The organism is Stenotrophomonas sp. GD03877, assembly GCF_029840555.1.
In the GTDB taxonomy this organism is placed as follows: Bacteria; Pseudomonadota; Gammaproteobacteria; order Xanthomonadales; family Xanthomonadaceae; genus Stenotrophomonas; species Stenotrophomonas geniculata.
This window is the reverse complement of sequence record NZ_JAOCCT010000008.1, coordinates 63,524-80,813: the sequence shown is the minus strand read 5'-3', so window position 1 is coordinate 80,813 and position 17,290 is coordinate 63,524. Positions and strand designations below refer to the sequence as shown.

Sequence of the window (17,290 nt, the reverse complement as noted above, 5' to 3'; positions counted from 1 at the left end):
CCGCCCCCTCTCGACAGTTTCCGTGCGGCGCGGACGGGAAGGGCGGAATCAAAGGCAGAAGCACAATCAAAAAAGGCAGCCTCTGGCTGCCTTTTTTGATTGTTGGGGTCAGATCCCTTTGCGCAGCAAAGGGCTCTGACCCCGGCCTTTGACCCTGCCTTTGCTCATCCCTCCGCCGCGCGGAATGTTGGGTGGCGCGGGTGGGTGAGGCTGACCGGGACTGTCAGCGGCATGGATGCCGCTGCCAAGCCCCCAGGGACGGGTTTACGGCGTGTCCCGGGCAGCCTCACTCACCCGGGCCCCACAGCCAACCAACAATCAGCCGGCAACGCTTTGAACCTTACAGCGCCTCGAAAATACCCGCTGCGCCCATGCCGGTGCCGATGCACATCGTCACCATGCCGTACTTCTGCTGGCGACGACGCAGGCCGTGCAGCAGGGTGGCGGTACGGATCGCACCGGTTGCGCCCAGCGGGTGGCCCAGGGCGATCGCGCCGCCCAGCGGGTTGACCTTGCCCGGGTCCAGGCCGCAATCGCGGATCACCGCCAGCGACTGCGCGGCGAAGGCTTCGTTCAGTTCAATCCAGTCCAGCTGGTCCTGGGTCAGGCCGGCCTGCTTCAGTGCCTTCGGGATCGCGGCGATCGGGCCGATGCCCATCACTTCCGGGCGCACGCCGGCCACCGAGAAGCTGACGAAACGGGCCAGCGGGGTCAGGCCGTAGTCCTTGATCGCCTGTTCGGAGGCCAACAGCACGGCACCGGCGCCATCGCTCATCTGCGAGGAGTTGCCGGCGGTGACGGTGCCGCCAAACTGGCCGTTGCGGAACACCGGGCGCAGCTTGGCCAGGCCTTCGGCGGAGGAGTCCGGGCGCGGGCCTTCGTCGGTGTCGGCGACCTTGTTGCGGGTGATGATGCGCTGGCCATCGGCCAGGTCGGGCTGATGCGAGACGATCTCGTACGGGCTGATCTCTTCCTTGAACTCGCCGTTCTGGATGGCGGCCATGGCCTTCTGGTGCGAGGCGAGGGCGAAGGCGTCCTGGTCTTCGCGCGAGACCTTCCACTCTTCGGCCACCTTCTCGGCGGTGATGCCCATGCCGTAGGCGATGGCCACGTGGTCGTTGTCGAACACGCTCGGCGCCATCGCGATCTTGTTGCCCATCATCGGCACCATCGACATCGACTCGGTACCACCGGCCAGCATCAGGTCGGCGTTGCCCAGGCGGATCGCGTCGGCGGCCTGCGCCACGGCCTGCAGGCCGGAGGAGCAGAAGCGGTTCACGGTCTGCGCGGCGATGGTGTTCGGCAGGCCGGCCAGCAGCACGCCGATGCGGGCGACGTTCATGCCCTGCTCGGCTTCCGGCATCGCGCAGCCGATGATCGCGTCATCGATGCGGTTGACGTCCACGCCCGGGGCCTGGGCGACGACACTGCGCAGCACGTGCGCAAGCATGTCGTCGGGGCGGGTGTTGCGGAACATGCCCTTGGGCGCCTTGCCAACCGGGGTACGGGTGGCGGCGACGATGTAGGCGTCCTGGATTTGCTTGGTCATTGCAGTGATCTCTCGATTTTTTTAGCCGGAGTGCCGACCAACGGTCGGCACCCACCGGGGCAGAGGGAGTGCCCACCAAGGTGGGCACCCACCAAAAGCAGGGATGGCGATCAGTTACGCAGCGGCTTGCCGGTCTTCAGCATGTGCGCGATGCGGGCCTGGGTCTTTTCCTGCTGGGCCAGTTCGACGAAGTGCTTGCGCTCCAGGGTCAGCAGCCACTCTTCGTCCACCAGGGTGCCGCGGTCGACCTTGCCGCCGCACAGCACGGTGGCGATGCGCTCGGCGATCTCGTAGTCGTACGGGCTGATGAAGCGGCCTTCCAGCATGTTGACCAGCATCATCTTGAAGGTGGCGATACCCACGTCACCGGCCACCTGGATGCGGCGTGCCGGCAGCGGCGGACGGTAGCCCGCTTCAGCCAGGGCGCGAGCTTCGGCCTTGGCGATGTGCAGCGCTTCGTAGCTGTTGAACACCACCTTGTCGGTGCTGCGCAGCAGGCCCAGTTCCTTGGCGTTGACCGCGGAGTTGGACACCTTGGCCATCGCCACGGTCTCGAAGGTCTTCTTCAGTTCGGCGAACACGTCACCGCCCGGGCCTGCGGCCTGCGAGGCGCGCACGGCCAGTTCCTTCAGGCCACCACCGGCCGGCAGCAGGCCGACGCCGGCCTCGACCAGGCCGATGTAGCTTTCCAGGAAGGCCACGGTCTTGGCGCTGTGCATCTGGAACTCGCAGCCACCACCCAGCGCCAGGCCACGCACGGCGGCAACCACCGGCACCAGCGAGTACTTGATGCGCTGGCTGGTGCGCTGGAAGTTGGCAACCATTTCTTCGAACTGGTCGACCTTGCCGGCCTGCAGCAGGCCCAGTGCACCGGCCAGATCGGCACCGGCAGAGAAGGGCTCCTTCTGCTGCCAGATCACCAGGCCCTGGAAGTCCTTCTCGGCGCGGCTGACGCATTCCTGCAGGCCGTCCAGCACCTGGTCGGACACGGTGTTCATCTTGGTCTTGAAGCTGACCACAGCGATGCCATCACCGTCGTGCCACATGCGCAGGCCGTCGTTCTCGAACACGGTCTCGCCCGGCGCGAACGTCTCGCCCAGCAGCGGATCGGGGAAGCGCTGGCGCTGGTACACCGGCAGCGACGAGCGCGGCAGCTTGGCATTGCGCGACGGGCTGTAGCTGCCTTCGGCGGCGTGCACGCCATCGCGGCCATCGAACACCCAGTCCGGCAGCGGGGCGTTGCTCATGCTCTTGCCGGCCACGATGTCATCGGCGATCCACTGTGCCACCTGCTTCCAGCCGGCGGCCTGCCAGGTTTCGAACGGGCCCAGCGACCAGCCGTAGCCCCAGCGGATGGCCAGGTCGACGTCGCGCGCGGTTTCGGCGATGTCGGCCAAGTGGTATGCGCTGTAGTGGAACAGGTCGCGGAAGGTCGCCCACAGGAACTGCGCCTGCGGGTGCTGGCTTTCGCGCAGCTTGGCGAACTTCTCGGCCGGGTTTTTGATCTTCAGGATCTCGACCACTTCCGGCGCGGCAGCGCGATCGGCCGGGCGGTAGTCCTGCTTCTCCAGGTCCAGCACCACGATGTCCTTGCCGACCTTGCGGAAGATGCCGGCGCCGGTCTTCTGGCCCAGCGCGCCCTTGGAAATCAGCGCGTCCAACCACTTCGGCGACTTGAAGAACTCATGCCACGGATCATTCGGCAGGGTGTCGCCCATGGTCTTGATGACGTGCGCCATGGTGTCCAGGCCGACCACGTCGGAGGTGCGGTAGGTGGCCGACTTCGGGCGGCCGACCAGCGGGCCGGTCAGGCCGTCCACTTCATCGAAGCCCAGGCCGAACTGCTGGGTGTGGTGGATGGTGGACAGGATCGAGAACACGCCGATGCGGTTGCCGATGAAGTTCGGGGTGTCCTTGGCGTACACCACGCCCTTGCCCAGAGTGGTGACCAGGAATGCTTCCAGGCCTTCCAGCACGCTGGCGTCGGTGGTGGTGGCCGGAATCAGCTCGGCCAGGTGCATGTAGCGCGGCGGGTTGAAGAAGTGCACGCCGCAGAAGCGGTGGCGCAGCTGCTCGGGCAGCACGTCGGCCAGCTTGTTGATGCCCAGGCCCGAGGTGTTGGAGGCCAGCACGGCGTGGTCGGCCACGAACGGCGCGATCTTCTTGTACAGGTCCTGCTTCCAGTCCATGCGCTCGGCGATGGCCTCGATGATCAGGTCGCAGTCCTTCAGCTGCTCCAGGCCGGACTCGTAGTTGGCCGGGGTGATGGCTTCGGCCAGCGACTTGCTGGCCAGCGGCGCCGGGCTCAGCTTGCCCAGGTTGGCGATCGCCTTCAGCACGATGCCATCGGCCGGACCCTCCTTGGCGGGCAGGTCGAACAGCACGGTGTCGACGCCAGCGTTGGTGAGGTGAGCGGCGATCTGGGCACCCATGACGCCGGCACCCAGCACGGCGGCGCGGCGGACTAGCAGGGAATTGGACATGGTGTAGGGCCTTTGTTGGTCAGCAGTTACTGGGTGGAATCAAAGGGAAGCGGGCAGGGCGCTGGCGCGTGCGGCGGCGCGGAACCCGGCTTCGGCGAAATGGATCAGTTCGTGGGCGGCATGGGCACGATGCGCCGCTTCGGTGACACCGGCGGGACGCTTGATCAGCCCGAAGTCGGCCATGGCATAGGTGAGCGAGCCGGCCAGGAAGTCCAGGCGCCAGTACAGCTCTTCCTTGCTCAGGCCGGGCACGCACTCGCCGATGGCCTTGCCGAACGCACGCAGCACGTGGCCGTAGTGGTCAGATAGGAACTTGCGCAGGTTGTCGTTCTTCTCGGCATAGGCGCGGGCGATCACGCGCACGAAGGCGCCGCCGTTCTGGCGGTCCTGGGCCAGCGCCAGCGCCGGTTCGACGAAGGCGGCCAGCACCGGGCGCAGTTCACCGGGGTGTTCGCTGCGGGCCCGCTCCAGCTGCGACAGGCGGGCACCGGTCATCTCGTCCATGCGGCGGCGGAAGACCTCGTTGACCAGGTTTTCCTTGGAACCGAAGTGGTAGTTGACCGCGGCGATGTTGACGTCGGCCTGGCTGGTCACCTGCCGCAGCGAGGTGCCGGCGAAGCCGTGCTGGGCGAACAGCTCCTCGGCCGCGCCGAGGATCCGGTCCTTGGTCGAGAAGTGGGCGGGCTTGGCCATCGGTGGGCGGACCTTAATCAAACGATTGTTTGATACTAGAACCAGACGGTACCGTATGGCATTTTGCAGTGCAGCAAAATCGGCCGGCTCGGTCAGATTTCACTCAGGTGGGTGAATGGGTGGACCTGAACCTGTAGAGCCGAGCCCGCGCTCGGCTGCTCTTCGGCCCAAAGGCCAGCCGAGCATGGGCTCGGCTCTACTACAGGGCCACACGGCCCTCTACCACCCGGCCACGTTATCTTTTACAATTCGCCTACGTTTATCAGGCTAAGCCCGCGTCCCGACGCGGGTTTTTTTCATGTTACCCTTCGGGCCATCAGCGGCCCGATTCCATTGGAGACATCCCATGGCGCTGGAGCGCACCCTTTCGATCATCAAGCCGGACGCCGTTGCCAAGAACGTCATCGGCGAAATCTACGCCCGCTTCGAGAAGGCCGGCCTGAAGGTCGTGGCCGCCAAGTACAAGCAGCTGTCGCGCCGTGAAGCCGAAGGCTTCTACGCTGTGCACCGCGAGCGTCCGTTCTTCAACGCGCTGGTCGAGTTCATGATCTCCGGCCCGGTGATGATCCAGGCCCTGGAAGGCGAGAACGCCGTCCTGGCCCACCGCGACCTGCTGGGCGCCACCAACCCGAAGGAAGCCGCTGCGGGCACCATCCGCGCCGACTTCGCCGAATCCATCGATGCCAACGCCGCCCACGGCTCGGACTCGGTCGAGAATGCCGCGATTGAAATCGCCTACTTCTTCGCCGCCACCGAAGTCGTCTCGCGCTGAGAGTAATGCCGTGAACGAGGTCGTACAGTCCCCCGCCATCCAGCCGCTGCCGAAGTCGGCACCCACGGCTGGCAAGCAGAACCTGCTCGACCTCGATCGCGCGGGCCTGGAGAAGTTTTTCGTCGAGGTGCTTGGCGAAAAGAAGTTCCGTGCCCACCAGGTGATGAAGTGGATCCACCATCGCTACGTCACCGACTTCGATGAAATGACCGACCTCGGCAAGGTCCTGCGCGCCAAGCTGCAGGCCCATGCCGAGGTGCTGGTTCCGAACATCGTGTTCGACAAGCCCTCCGCCGACGGCACCCACAAGTGGCTGCTGGCGATGGGCGTGGATGGCAAGAACGCCATCGAGACCGTGTACATCCCGGACAAGACCCGCGGCACGCTGTGCGTGTCTTCGCAGGTCGGTTGCGGCCTGAACTGCACGTTCTGCTCCACCGCCACCCAGGGCTTCAACCGCAACCTGACCACCGCCGAGATCATCGGCCAGGTGTGGGTTGCCGCACGCCACCTGGGCAACGTGCCGCACCAGATGCGCCGCCTCACCAACGTGGTGATGATGGGCATGGGCGAGCCGCTGATGAATTTCGACAACGTCGTGCGCGCCATGAGCGTGATGCGCGACGACCTGGGCTACGGCTTGGCCAACAAGCGCGTGACCCTGTCGACCTCCGGCCTGGTGCCGCAGATCGACCGCCTGTCTGCCGAAAGCGACGTGTCGCTGGCGGTGTCGCTGCATGCGCCGAACGATGCGCTGCGCGAAACCCTGGTGCCGCTCAACAAGAAGTACCCGATCGCCGAGCTGATGGCCTCGTGCGCACGCTACCTGCGCGCCAACAAGCGCCGCGAATCGGTCACCTTCGAATACACCCTGATGAAGGGCATCAACGACAAGCCCGAACATGCCCGCGAGCTGGCCCGCCTGATGCGCCAGTTCGACAACGCGGTGCAGGCCAAGGATTCGGGCAAGGTCAACCTGATTCCGTTCAACCCGTTCCCGGGTACCCGCTACGAGCGTTCGGAAGAGGCGCACATCCGCGCCTTCCAGAAGATCCTGCTCGACAGCAACGTGCTGACCATGGTCCGCCGCACCCGTGGCGACGACATCGATGCCGCCTGTGGCCAGCTCAAGGGCCAGGTGATGGACCGCACCCGCCGCCAGGCGGAGTTCAACAAGACGCTGCAGGCGGGGAAGGGGAGCGATGCCGCGGCCTGACCGCCTCTGGCTGGTTCTGCTCGCAGGCGTGCTGGCCGTTGCGGTCGGCGGCTGCAAATCCCAACCCAAGGCCAGGCTGGGCCCCAGCGAAGCGCCGGTCTACTCGGTCCGCGATCCGGACAACGTGCGGCGTCAGGTGCGCCTGCAGGACCTGCTGGCACTGGCCGCCCGCGACATGCAGGTCGGCAACCTCGATGCGGCCGAACGCAAGGCGCGCGAGGCGCTGAAGCTGGCACCCGAATCGCCTGATGCGCTGGTGCTGATGGCCGGCATCGACGAGCGCCGTGGCCGTACCCAGCAGGCCGGCGAAAGCTTCCGCAGGGCTGCCGAACGGGCGCCGCAGCGCGGGGACGTCCTCAACAATTACGGCGCGTGGCTGTGCCAGCAGGGCCGGCCGGCCGAGTCGCTGGCCTGGTTCGATCGTGCGCTGCAGGCGCCGGGCTACGCCACACCGGCCGAGGCCCAGGCCAATGCCGGGGGCTGTGCCCTGGACGCTGGCCAGCTTGAACGTGCCGAGCGCGACCTGCGCGCGGCGCTGTCGACGCTGCCGGGAAACCCGGTCGCGCTGGAGGCGATGGCCCAGCTCAGCTTCCGCCAGGGCCGCTACATGGAGGCCCGGGCCTTCGCCGAACGTAGGATTGCGGCTGCACCCGCAACGCGTTCCGTGTTACAACTTGCGTCTCAAATCGAAGCGCGGCTGGGTGATCGGGCGGCATCTGATCGCTATATTCAGCGGATTCGACAGGAATTTCCGCAGGAAGCGGGCTCCTAACTCCAGGGTTGATGCATTGTGATTGATGACCAGACTGTGAGCGCTCTCGAGACTGCGGCCGGCTGCGGCAGCCGCCTGCGCCAGGCCCGCGAGGCGGCCGGACTGACCCTCGAAGATGTCGGCTCGCGCCTGCGCATGCCGGTCCAGGTGGTCAGGTCGCTGGAAGAAGAACAATGGCAGAAGCTTGGCGCGCCGGTGTTCGTGCGCGGCCAGCTGCGCAGCTACGCGCGGCTTCTGGATGTGGACGTGGGAGAGCTGCTGGAGCAGGCCCAGGTCGGCCCGGTGGTTCCGCCCACCCTGGTCAGCCATACCCATACCCCGCGTGCGCGCCGCATTGCCGAGAATCTCGGCCGTCGCGTGCTGTATGTCGGCATCACCGCGGTGCTGGCGGTGCCGGTGTGGTTCGCCACCCGTGGCCATTTCGATGGCAGTGCCACCCCGTCGCCGAATACCGCCTCGCTGGACGCCATCCCGGCCGCCGTGCCGGTAACCCCGTCCGCTGCGGGTGTCGAGCCCTCGGCGCCGGCTGAAGTGGCGAGTGCTCCGGCCAGCAAGCCGGCGGCAACCCCGTACGTGGCCTCGCTGGCCCCGGTACCGCGTTCAGCCCCGGCGCCAGCGGCTGCCGCCAACACGCTGGACATGCAGTTCAGCGGCGACAGCTGGGTCGATATCGGCGGCCCGGACGGCGCTACCGTCGAGAAGGCGCTGATCAAGTCCGGCGAGAGCCGCAGCTTCACGCCGGGCCAGGTGACCCGGGTGACCCTGGGCAACGCCTCGGCGGTCCAGGTTCAGCAGAACGGCGCTATCGTCGATCTGACCCCCTACCAGCGAGCCAACGTGGCACGCTTTCAGGTATCCTCTGAAGGCTCCGTAGTCCCGGTTTCGCACTGAGGCGCGGTTTCACCACCTTCGATTAATCCCAATGGTCCCTCCCGATGGGCGGGGCGAGAGTACGCATGGCGATCGACGATCTGCTCGACGAGCACGAACAAAGTGAACGCGTCCGCAGCTGGCTGCGGAAGAATGGCGCCAGCATCCTCGGTGGCGTAGTCATCGCCATCGGTGCCATTGCCGGCTGGCAGTGGTACCAGAAGGATCAGGGCGGCAAGCTGGCCTCGGCCAATGTCGAGTACCAGAAGGCGCTCGTTGGCCTGCAGCAGAACAAGCTCGACGACGCCTCCAAGGCGGTCAAGGCGCTCGAAGCCGGCCCGTCCAGCATCTACGGCGACCTCGCCGCGCTGCAGCTGGCCAAGGCCCAGGTCGACGCCGGCAAGAACGAAGAAGCCCTGGCCACCCTGCGCGGCGTGAAGGTCGAAGGTGACCTGCAGCGCGTGGTCGACCAGCGTGTGGCCCGCCTGCTGGTGGCCACCGGCAAGAGTGACGAGGCGATCAAGCTGCTGGGCAGCGCCACTGACAGCAGCAGCCTGGAAATCCATGGCGACGCGCTGATGGCGCAGGGCAAGCGCGATGACGCCCGGAGCCAGTACGAGAAAGCGCTGAAGTCGCTGGACGTGGCAGCGCCGCAGCGGCGCCTGCTGGAAACCAAGGTTATGGACGCCGGCGGCACCGTTGCCGCCCCTGCGGAGTCGGTTTGATGAGTCAGAAGGTCATGATCACCCGCGTCGCCACCGTGCTCCTGATGGGCATGGCCCTGAGCGGCTGCAGCACCGTGAAGGGCTGGTTCGCCGGCAAGGACGCGGCCGCGAAGAAGGCACAGGAACCGGCTGAGCTGGTCAAGTTCGAGCCGACCCTGAAGGTCAACAAGGCCTGGTCGGTCAACCTCGGCAAGGGCGAGCGCCGCATCGGCGTGCGCCAGGGCCCGGCGGTGGCCAACGGCCACGTGTTCGCTGCGGCGCTCACCGGTGGCGTGCACGCCATCGACCTGCAGACCGGCAAGAAGGTCTGGACCTGGGAGCCGAAGAAGGAAAAGAAGAAGGCCAAGCTGCGCCTGTCCGGCGGCCCGGGGGTCGGTGAGAACCTGGTCGTGATCGGCACGCTGGATGGCCAGGTCATCGCCCTGGACATCAACGACGGCAGCGAGAAGTGGCGCGCCCGTGTTCCGGGTGAAGTCATCGCCGCGCCGGCCATCGCCCAGGGCGCGGTCTACGTGCGCAGCAATGACGGCCGCATCACCGCGTTCGATGCCGGCAACGGCACCCAGAAGTGGTTCAACCCGAGCGAGCTGCCGGCACTGACCGTGCGTGGCAACGCGCCGGTGGTGACCGGCCCGGGCGTGCTGTTCATCGGCAAGGACGAGGGCGCGGTTGCCGCCCTGGCCCAGCAGGATGGCCGCACCCTGTGGGAACAGAACGTGGGCAACGGTGAAGGCCGTACCGAGCTGGAGCGCATGGCCGATGTCGACGGCGCGCCGGTGCTGGATGGCAACACCCTGTTCGTGAGCAGCTTCAAGAACCAGACGATGGCCATCGAAGGCCCGACCGGTCGCCCGCTGTGGGCGCGCGACCATGGCGGTGCCGGTGGTGTGGCGGTCTCGTCTGGCAATGTGTTCGTCACCGACAACAAGGGCGGCGTGTTCGGCCTGGACAAGGCCAGCGGCGCAGCGATGTGGTCGCAGACCGCACTGGCCCGTCGCTCGCTGACCGGTCCGGCACTGCACGGCGACTACGTCGTGGTCGGCGACTACAAGGGATACGTGCACTGGTTGCAGACCTCCGATGGTGCGATGGCGGCACGGGCGAAAAGTGGCGGCGACGCCCTGCTGGCCCAGCCGGTCGTCGTAGACGGGGTGCTGCTGGTGCAGAACGTTGATGGCAAGCTGACCGCCTTCCGGTTGGCAAATTAAAAATTGGAGTAATCGCGATGCTGCCTTTGGTCGCCCTGGTTGGACGGCCGAATGTCGGCAAGTCGACTATTTTCAATGCGCTTACGCGCACCCGTGACGCGCTGGTCCATGACCAGCCCGGCGTCACCCGCGACCGCAACTACGGCGTCTGCCGCCTCGACGAGGACAACCATTTCCTCGTCGTGGATACCGGCGGTATCGCGGAAGAGGAAGAGGGTCTGGCAGGGGCTACCACCCGCCAGGCCCGCGCCGCTGCGGCGGAAGCCGACCTGATCCTGTTCGTGGTTGACGCCCGTGAGGGTACGTCGGCGATGGACGACGAGATCCTGGCCTGGCTGCGCAAGCTGTCGCGCCCGACGCTGCTTCTGATCAACAAGATCGACGGCACCGACGAGGACACCGTGCGTTCGGAGTTCGCCCGTTACGGCTTCGGCGAGATGCTGACCGTGTCGGCTGCGCACCGCCAGGGCCTGGACGACCTGCTGGACGAAGTGGTCCAGCGCCTGCCGGAAGAAGGCAGCGGCGAAGAGCTGGACAACGATCCGAACCGCATCCGCATCGCCTTCGTCGGCCGCCCGAACGTGGGCAAGTCGACGCTGGTCAACCGCATTCTTGGCGAGGAGCGCATGATCGCCTCCGACGTGCCGGGCACCACCCGTGACTCGATCGCGGTGGACCTGGAGCGTGACGGCCGCGAATACCGCCTGATCGATACCGCCGGCCTGCGCCGTCGTTCGCGCGTGGACGAGGTCGTCGAGAAGTTCTCGGTGGTCAAGACCATGCAGTCGATCGAGCAGTGCCAGGTGGCCGTGCTGATGCTCGACGCCACCGAAGGCGTGACCGACCAGGACGCCACCGTGCTCGGCGCCGTGCTCGATGCCGGCCGCGCGCTGGTGATCGCCATCAACAAGTGGGACGGCCTGACCGAGTACCAGCGCGAGCAGGCGGAAACCATGCTGTCGCTGAAGCTGGGCTTCGTGCCGTGGGCTGAGTCGGTGCGCATCTCGGCCAAGCATGGCTCGGGCCTGCGTGAGCTGTTCCGTGCGGTGCACCGCGCGCATGAATCGGCGAACAAGACCTTCACCACCAGCGAAGTGAACAAGGCGCTGGAAGTGGCTTACGAGACCAACCCGCCGCCGACCATCCGCGGCCATGTCTCCAAGCTGCGCTACGTGCACCCGGCCGGCGCCAACCCGCCGACCTTCATCGTGCACGGCACGCGCCTGAAGGAGCTGCAGGAGTCGTACAAGCGCTACCTGGAGAACTTCTTCCGCAAGCGCTTCAAGCTGATCGGCACACCGGTGAGCTTCATCTTCCGCGAGGGTACCAACCCGTACGAGGGCAAGAAGAACGTCCTCACCGAGCGGCAGGTCAAGGCCAAGCGGCGCTTGATGAAGCACGTCAAGGGCAAGTGATGCAAAAAAAGGCGGCCTGAGGGCCGCCTTTTTCGTTGTGATGCATGGGCGGCCACCTTGCTCAGGCGTGGCCCCATGGCAACAGCACGCCACGGAACCTCATCCTTCCTGACGACAGACGGTCATACGCCTCGGTCGCCTGGTCCAGATCAAAGGTCTCGACCATCGGCTTCACCTTGCCGGCGGCGGCAAGCTGCAGCACTTCGCTGAGGTAGTGCTGGCCACCATGGGTGGCGCCGATCACGCGCTGGCGCATCATGTGGAACGGCACGCCTTCGGACGAGATCGAGAAGGGCTGGCTGAAGTCCAGGCCGCACAGCACGACGCGCCCGTCGACACGCAGGCCGGTCATCGCGTCTTCGGCCGAGCTGAATTCATTGGTGGTCACCAGCAGCACGTCGGCGCCGCCGATGGCCTTCAACTCCTTGCCATTGGCCACGACCTTGTCGGCGCCCAGCTGCTGGGCGAGCGCATGCTTGTCCGCGGAATGGGTGATGGCGATGGTCTCGAAGCCACAGGCCTTGGACAGCTGCAGGGCGACATGGCCCAGTCCACCGATACCCAATACCGCGATCTTCTCCCGTGGCTGGGGCGCCGCATCGCGCAACCCACTCCAGGTGGTGTATCCGGCACACATCATCGGCGCCGCGTCCACGTAGGAGAGGCCGTCAGGCAGCAGTACCGTGCCTTCGGCGGAGATGGCGATGTACTGTGCGTGTCCACCCTGCGCGGCGAAGCCAGTGGTGCGGGGCGCATCGCAGTTCATCGCGGTCTGCCCGGACAGGGGGCGGCTCTCGCGGCAGTAGGGGCAGCGCCCGCACGCGGATTGGACCCATGAGGTGCCCACGCGATCACCCACCCGGCGCGTGTGCACACCCGCGCCCACTTCCACGACCTCGCCGACCACTTCATGCCCCGGTGTCTGCGGGTAGATGTCGCCGCCATAGCCCTGGGTTGCCCACACGTCCGTGTAGCACATGCCCGATGCGTGGACCTTGACCAGCACCTGGCCCGGTTCGATCACGGGCAGCGGCACGTCCTGGACCTGCCACGGTGCATTCGGCCCGGTCATCACAACCGCTTTCATCGTCTTCATCGTCTTGATCCTGTCCCGGTGGGTGAGCGCCGAGGGCGTGTGCCCGCCGACACCCGGAGCGTAGAATCGGTTGACTATCAAGACAATCGCTTCAATATTTCACGATATGGTGAGCCGTATTCAACAAACGAGCGGGGGTGATCTGACCGCCTTCACTGCCTTCCTCGCGGTGGCGGCGCATCGGAGCTTCCGCAGCGCTGCGGCAGAGTTGAACATCACGCCGTCGGCGATCAGTCATGCGATCAAGGCGCTCGAGCAGCGGCTGGGTGCGCGCCTGTTCAATCGCACCACGCGCAGCGTGTCGCTGACCGACGCCGGGGAGCGCCTGGCGGAAAAACTGCGGCCGGCCATGGCCTCGATCGAGGAGGCCCTGCAGTCCGTGGATTCCGAAGCGGGCACGCCGCGCGGCACGGTCCGCATCAACGCCAGTGAGGGCGCCATACGGCTCGTACTGAAGCCGGTGCTTGCGCGGTTCCTGCGCCAGTACCCGCAGGTCCACCTGGACATCGTCAGTGACGGCAGGTTGGGCGATATCGTTTCGGAGGGCTTCGATGCGGGTATACGCCTGACCGAAGCCGTGCCCCAGGACATGGTCGCGATTACGGTGACCGCCCCGATGCGCTTCGCGGCGGTGGCCTCGCCGGCGTATCTGCAGGCGCGTGGCCATCCACTGCGGCCGCTGGATCTGCATCAGCACGACTGCATCCGTTTCCGCTTTGAAAGTGGGGCGATCTACCGGTGGGAGTTCGAGCACCAGGGCACTACCGAGCGGGTGAACGTCTCCGGGCCGATCACGCTGACGGACCAGCCGTTGATGGTCGACGCGGCCATTGAAGGGATCGGCATCGCCTTCGTTCCCGAGCATCTGGCACTGGAACCGTTGGCCGATGGCCGCCTGCTGCGGTTGCTTGAGGACTGGTGTCCTGAATTTCCTGGCCTCTCGCTGTACTACCCCGGCCACCGGCATGTGCCGCCCGGGCTGAAAGCGCTGATCGGTCTTCTTCAGGAACAGCACGGCGGGCGCGGGTAGACCGGGTAGCGCCGGGCTACGCTTGTGGTGGACCTGTAGAGCCGAGCCTATGCTCGGCTGCTTTTCGCGCATCGCCGCGCGCCAGCCGAGCATAGGCTCGGCTCTACAGATCCTGGTCAAGGCGAGCCGGCGCAACGTGCGTGATAATGCGGCCATGAGCATCCAAGAGCTTTCCCCCGCGCTGGCGCGCGAGCGCCTGGCCCACGGCGCCGTGCTGATCGATGTGCGCGAGGCGCACGAACGGGCCGGTGGCATGGCCGAAGGCGCGCGCGGCGTGGCCAAGGGCGAGCTGCAGGCCGACCCGGCCGCGCATCTGCCGCGGCGCGACCAGGAGATCCTGCTGATCTGCCAGAGCGGCAAGCGCTCGGCCGATGCCGCGCAGTTCCTGCTGGAGGCCGGGTACGCCCAGGTCGCTTCAGTGACGGGCGGTACCGTGGCCTGGCGCGAGCAGTCGCTGCCGCTGGTGCAGCCGCTGGCCAGTGCCGCCGACCGCGATTTCTATGATCGCTATTCGCGGCATCTGCTGCTGCCGCAGGTGGGCGAGGCCGGCCAGCGCCGGCTGCAGCAATCACGCGTGCTGGTGCTGGGCGCGGGCGGCTTGGGTGCGCCAGCCGGCTTCTATCTGGCCGCGGCCGGGGTAGGGCACCTGCGCTTTGCCGACCATGATCGGGTGGAGCGCAGCAACCTGCACCGGCAGATCGTGCATACCGAAGCCAGTGTCGGCCAGCTCAAGGTCGATTCCGCGCGCGAGCGCCTGCTGGCGCTGAACCCCTCCATCGACGTCGAGGCGGTGCCCGAGCGGGTCACCTCCGAGAACGTGGATGCGCTGCTGGAGGGAGTGGATGTGGTGCTGGATGGGTCGGACAACTTCCCGCTGCGCTACCTGCTCAACGACGCCTGCATCAAGCACGCCAAGCCGCTGGTGTATGCCGCCATCGAGCGCTTTGATGGCCAGGTCAGCGTGTTTGATGCCGGCCGCCAGCGTGGCGTGGCGCCGTGCTACCGCTGCCTGTTCCCCGAACCGCCGCCGCCGGAGTTTGCGCCGAACTGTTCCGAGGCCGGTGTGCTGGGCGTGTTGCCCGGCTTGGCTGGGGTGCTGCAGGCCACCGAGGTGCTGAAGCTGCTGCTCGGCATCGGCGAGCCGCTGGTCGGGCGCCTGCTGCGCTTCGATGCGCTGGGCATGCGCTTCCGCGAGACCGGCATCCGGCCGGACCCGCAGTGCCCGGTGTGCGCGCCGGGCGTGCCGTTCCCGGGGTATATCGATTACGCCGCGTTCTGCCGGGGCGGGTGAATCCGACCGGGCGGCATCCACGCGTGGCATGGATCTACCGGGGCATGACGGCTGGGCGTCCATCCACGCATGGCGTGGATCTACTGTAGAGCCGAGCCCATGCTCGGCTGCTTCTGGCCTCGGCACGAAGAGCAGCCGAGCGTGGGCTCGGCTCTACAGGTCATGGCACCCACTGAAGCACGTGCATGGTTTCGGGATGATGTTGGGGGTCATTCCCTGCATCGTTCCACCTCCAAGACAATCCGACGCAACATGCGTGCTATTGCCGTCATCGGCATTGCTCTATTGTTGAACCCGATTCTGGATCTTGGGGAACACACCGCATGGCGGTAGAAGCAGCGACCAGCGAGCTGGTCAAGGTCGTCGCCCTGTTGGGCGCGGCGGTGGTGATGGTGCCTTTGTTCCGCCGGGCCGGCCTGGGCTCGGTGCTGGGCTACTTCGCCGCTGGCCTGGCGATCGGACCGTTCGGGCTGGGCTGGTTCTCCGACCCGCAGGCGATCCTGCATACCGCCGAGCTCGGCGTGGTGATGTTCCTGTTCGTGATCGGCCTGGAAATGCGGCCCTCGCACCTGTGGAGCCTGCGCAAGGAGATCTTCGGGCTGGGCACGCTGCAGATCGTCACCTGTGCGCTGGTGCTGACCAGCATCGCCAAACTGTTCGGCCTGCCGTGGCAGGTGGCCTTCATCGGCGCCACCGGTTTCGTGCTCACCTCCACTGCGGTGGTGATGCAGCTGCTGGCCGAGCGCGGTGACATCGCGCTGCCGTCGGGGCAGAAGATCGTCTCCATCCTGCTGTTCGAAGACCTGCTGATCGTCCCGTTGCTGGCGCTGGTGGCCTGGATGGGCCCCAGTGCGGGCAGTGCCGATGGCGAGGGTTCGCGCTGGCTGTCGGTGGCGATCGGCGTCGGTGCCATCGTCGGCCTGGTGCTGGTCGGCCGCTTCCTGCTCAACCCGTTGTTCCGCGTGCTGGCCGAATCGAAGGCGCGCGAGGTGATGACCGCCGCCGCGCTGCTGGTGGTGCTGGGTGCGGCACTACTGATGCAGCTGTCCGGCCTGTCGATGGCGATGGGCGCGTTCCTGGCCGGCGTGCTGCTGAGCGAATCGACCTTCCGCCACCAGATCGAAGCGGACATCGAACCGTTCCGCGGCATCCTGCTCGGCCTGTTCTTCCTCAGCGTGGGCATGGCGCTGGACCTGGGCGTGGTGGCGGGCAACTGGCAGCTGATCCTCGGCCTGGTGCTGGCGCTGATGGCGGCCAAGGCGCTGTGCATCTACGTGGTCGCGCGCATCATGGGCAGCGACCACGCGCAGGCGCTGGACCGTGGCGTGCTGATGGCGCAGGGCGGCGAGTTCGCTTTCGTGCTGTTCTCCGCCGCGGCATCGGCCGGCGTGATCAACCTGGAGATCAATGCCAACTTCACCGCCGTGGTGGTGCTGTCGATGGCGCTGACCCCGCTGGTGGTGCTGGTCTACAAGCGCATCGCGCCGAAGCCGACGGTGAACATGGATGGCGTGGACGAGGCCGAGGGCCTGTCCGGCAGCGTGCTGCTGATCGGCTTCGGTCGCTTCGGCCAGGTCGCCAGCCAGTCGCTGCTGGCGCGCGACGTGGACGTGACCATCATCGACAACGATGTGGAAATGATCCAGAGCGCCGCGCGCTTCGGTTTCAAGATCTACTACGGCGACGGCACGCGGCTGGATGTGCTGCATGCGTCCGGCGCCGCCACTGCACGCGCGATCGCGGTGTGCGTGGACAAGGCCGAAGCCGCCGACCGCATTGTTGAACTGGTGGCGCACGAGTTCCCGCAGGCCAAGCTGATGGTGCGTTCATTCGACCGTGAGCATTCGCTGCGGTTGATCCATGCCGGCGTCGATTTCCAGATCCGCGAGACGTTTGAATCGGCCGTGCTGTTCGGCCAGGCCGCGCTGGTGGAGCTGGGTGCGGACGAAGACGATGCGGTGGAGATTGCCGAGCAGATCCGTCGCCGCGATGCCGAGCGTTTTGAGCTGGAAATTGCCGGTGGTGGTCTGAATGCAGGTGCGCGGATGATCTATGGCAACAGCCCGCAGGGCGTGCCGACGCCGACGCCGTTCACCGCGCCGAAGCGCGAGAGCAAGACCCTGAACCCGCAGGATGTGCCGGAAGAGGAGTAGAGCCGAGCCCATGCTCG

General features: G+C 66.5%; 14 protein-coding genes. 10 read left to right on the top strand and 4 right to left on the bottom strand.

The window, feature by feature from the left end:
- Positions 1–340: 340 nt before the first annotated feature.
- The 3 genes from N5D20_RS08345 to N5D20_RS08335 form a co-directional block, all read right to left on the bottom strand.
- Entirely contained in the window at positions 341–1,549 is a 1,209-nt protein-coding gene (locus N5D20_RS08345; protein ID WP_197578688.1) for an acetyl-CoA C-acyltransferase, read from the bottom strand.
- 110 nt (positions 1,550–1,659) lie between these two features.
- Complete coding sequence (locus N5D20_RS08340; protein ID WP_197578687.1) at positions 1,660–4,032, bottom strand: 3-hydroxyacyl-CoA dehydrogenase/enoyl-CoA hydratase family protein; 2,373 nt, start codon at positions 4,030–4,032, stop codon at positions 1,660–1,662.
- Positions 4,033–4,071: 39 nt separating this feature from the next.
- On the bottom strand, positions 4,072–4,725 hold the full coding sequence (locus tag N5D20_RS08335; protein ID WP_019338406.1) for a TetR family transcriptional regulator: 654 nt from the start codon (positions 4,723–4,725) through the stop codon (positions 4,072–4,074).
- Positions 4,726–5,071: 346 nt separating this feature from the next.
- Between N5D20_RS08335 and ndk the strand changes: the two genes are divergently transcribed.
- The 7 genes from ndk (at position 5,072) to der (ending at position 11,703) form a co-directional block, all read left to right on the top strand.
- Positions 5,072–5,497, top strand: a complete 426-nt coding sequence (gene ndk / locus N5D20_RS08330; protein WP_008265389.1) for a nucleoside-diphosphate kinase — start codon at positions 5,072–5,074, stop codon at positions 5,495–5,497.
- A gap of 10 nt (positions 5,498–5,507) precedes the next feature.
- Positions 5,508–6,713: a 23S rRNA (adenine(2503)-C(2))-methyltransferase RlmN gene (gene rlmN / locus N5D20_RS08325; RefSeq protein WP_005409296.1), complete on the top strand. Its 1,206-nt coding sequence runs from the start codon at positions 5,508–5,510 to the stop codon at positions 6,711–6,713.
- Positions 6,700–7,485: a type IV pilus biogenesis/stability protein PilW gene (gene pilW, locus N5D20_RS08320; RefSeq protein ID WP_019338407.1), complete on the top strand. Its 786-nt coding sequence runs from the start codon at positions 6,700–6,702 to the stop codon at positions 7,483–7,485. Before rlmN ends, pilW begins: the two co-directional genes overlap by 14 nt.
- 18 nt (positions 7,486–7,503) lie before the next feature.
- Positions 7,504–8,376 (top strand): RodZ domain-containing protein, encoded by an 873-nt coding sequence (locus N5D20_RS08315; protein WP_019338408.1) that lies wholly within the window; start codon positions 7,504–7,506, stop codon positions 8,374–8,376.
- 65 nt (positions 8,377–8,441) lie between these two features.
- Positions 8,442–9,080 (top strand): tetratricopeptide repeat protein, encoded by a 639-nt coding sequence (locus N5D20_RS08310; protein WP_010484590.1) that lies wholly within the window; start codon positions 8,442–8,444, stop codon positions 9,078–9,080.
- Positions 9,080–10,288 (top strand): outer membrane protein assembly factor BamB, encoded by a 1,209-nt coding sequence (gene bamB, locus N5D20_RS08305; RefSeq protein WP_010484593.1) that lies wholly within the window; start codon positions 9,080–9,082, stop codon positions 10,286–10,288. The genes N5D20_RS08310 and bamB overlap by 1 nt, the downstream gene beginning before the upstream one ends.
- A 17-nt stretch (positions 10,289–10,305) precedes the next feature.
- Positions 10,306–11,703 (top strand): ribosome biogenesis GTPase Der, encoded by a 1,398-nt coding sequence (gene der / locus N5D20_RS08300; RefSeq protein ID WP_049453247.1) that lies wholly within the window; start codon positions 10,306–10,308, stop codon positions 11,701–11,703.
- A 61-nt stretch (positions 11,704–11,764) separates the two neighbouring features.
- On the opposite strand, the gene N5D20_RS08295 is transcribed toward der, so the two are convergent.
- Positions 11,765–12,799: an alcohol dehydrogenase catalytic domain-containing protein gene (locus N5D20_RS08295; RefSeq protein WP_197578686.1), complete on the bottom strand. Its 1,035-nt coding sequence runs from the start codon at positions 12,797–12,799 to the stop codon at positions 11,765–11,767.
- Between the two features lie 106 nt (positions 12,800–12,905).
- Here N5D20_RS08295 and N5D20_RS08290 point away from each other — a divergent pair, with 106 nt between their 5' ends.
- From N5D20_RS08290 to N5D20_RS08280, 3 genes are all read left to right on the top strand, one after another.
- On the top strand, positions 12,906–13,829 hold the full coding sequence (locus N5D20_RS08290; protein WP_197578707.1) for a LysR family transcriptional regulator: 924 nt from the start codon (positions 12,906–12,908) through the stop codon (positions 13,827–13,829).
- A gap of 49 nt (positions 13,830–13,878) precedes the next feature.
- A complete protein-coding gene (gene moeB / locus N5D20_RS08285) occupies positions 13,879–15,120 on the top strand; it encodes a molybdopterin-synthase adenylyltransferase MoeB (protein ID WP_197578685.1) in 1,242 nt (413 codons plus the stop codon).
- 323 nt (positions 15,121–15,443) lie between these two features.
- Positions 15,444–17,273: a monovalent cation:proton antiporter-2 (CPA2) family protein gene (locus tag N5D20_RS08280; protein ID WP_197578684.1), complete on the top strand. Its 1,830-nt coding sequence runs from the start codon at positions 15,444–15,446 to the stop codon at positions 17,271–17,273.
- Positions 17,274–17,290: the final 17 nt, after the last annotated feature.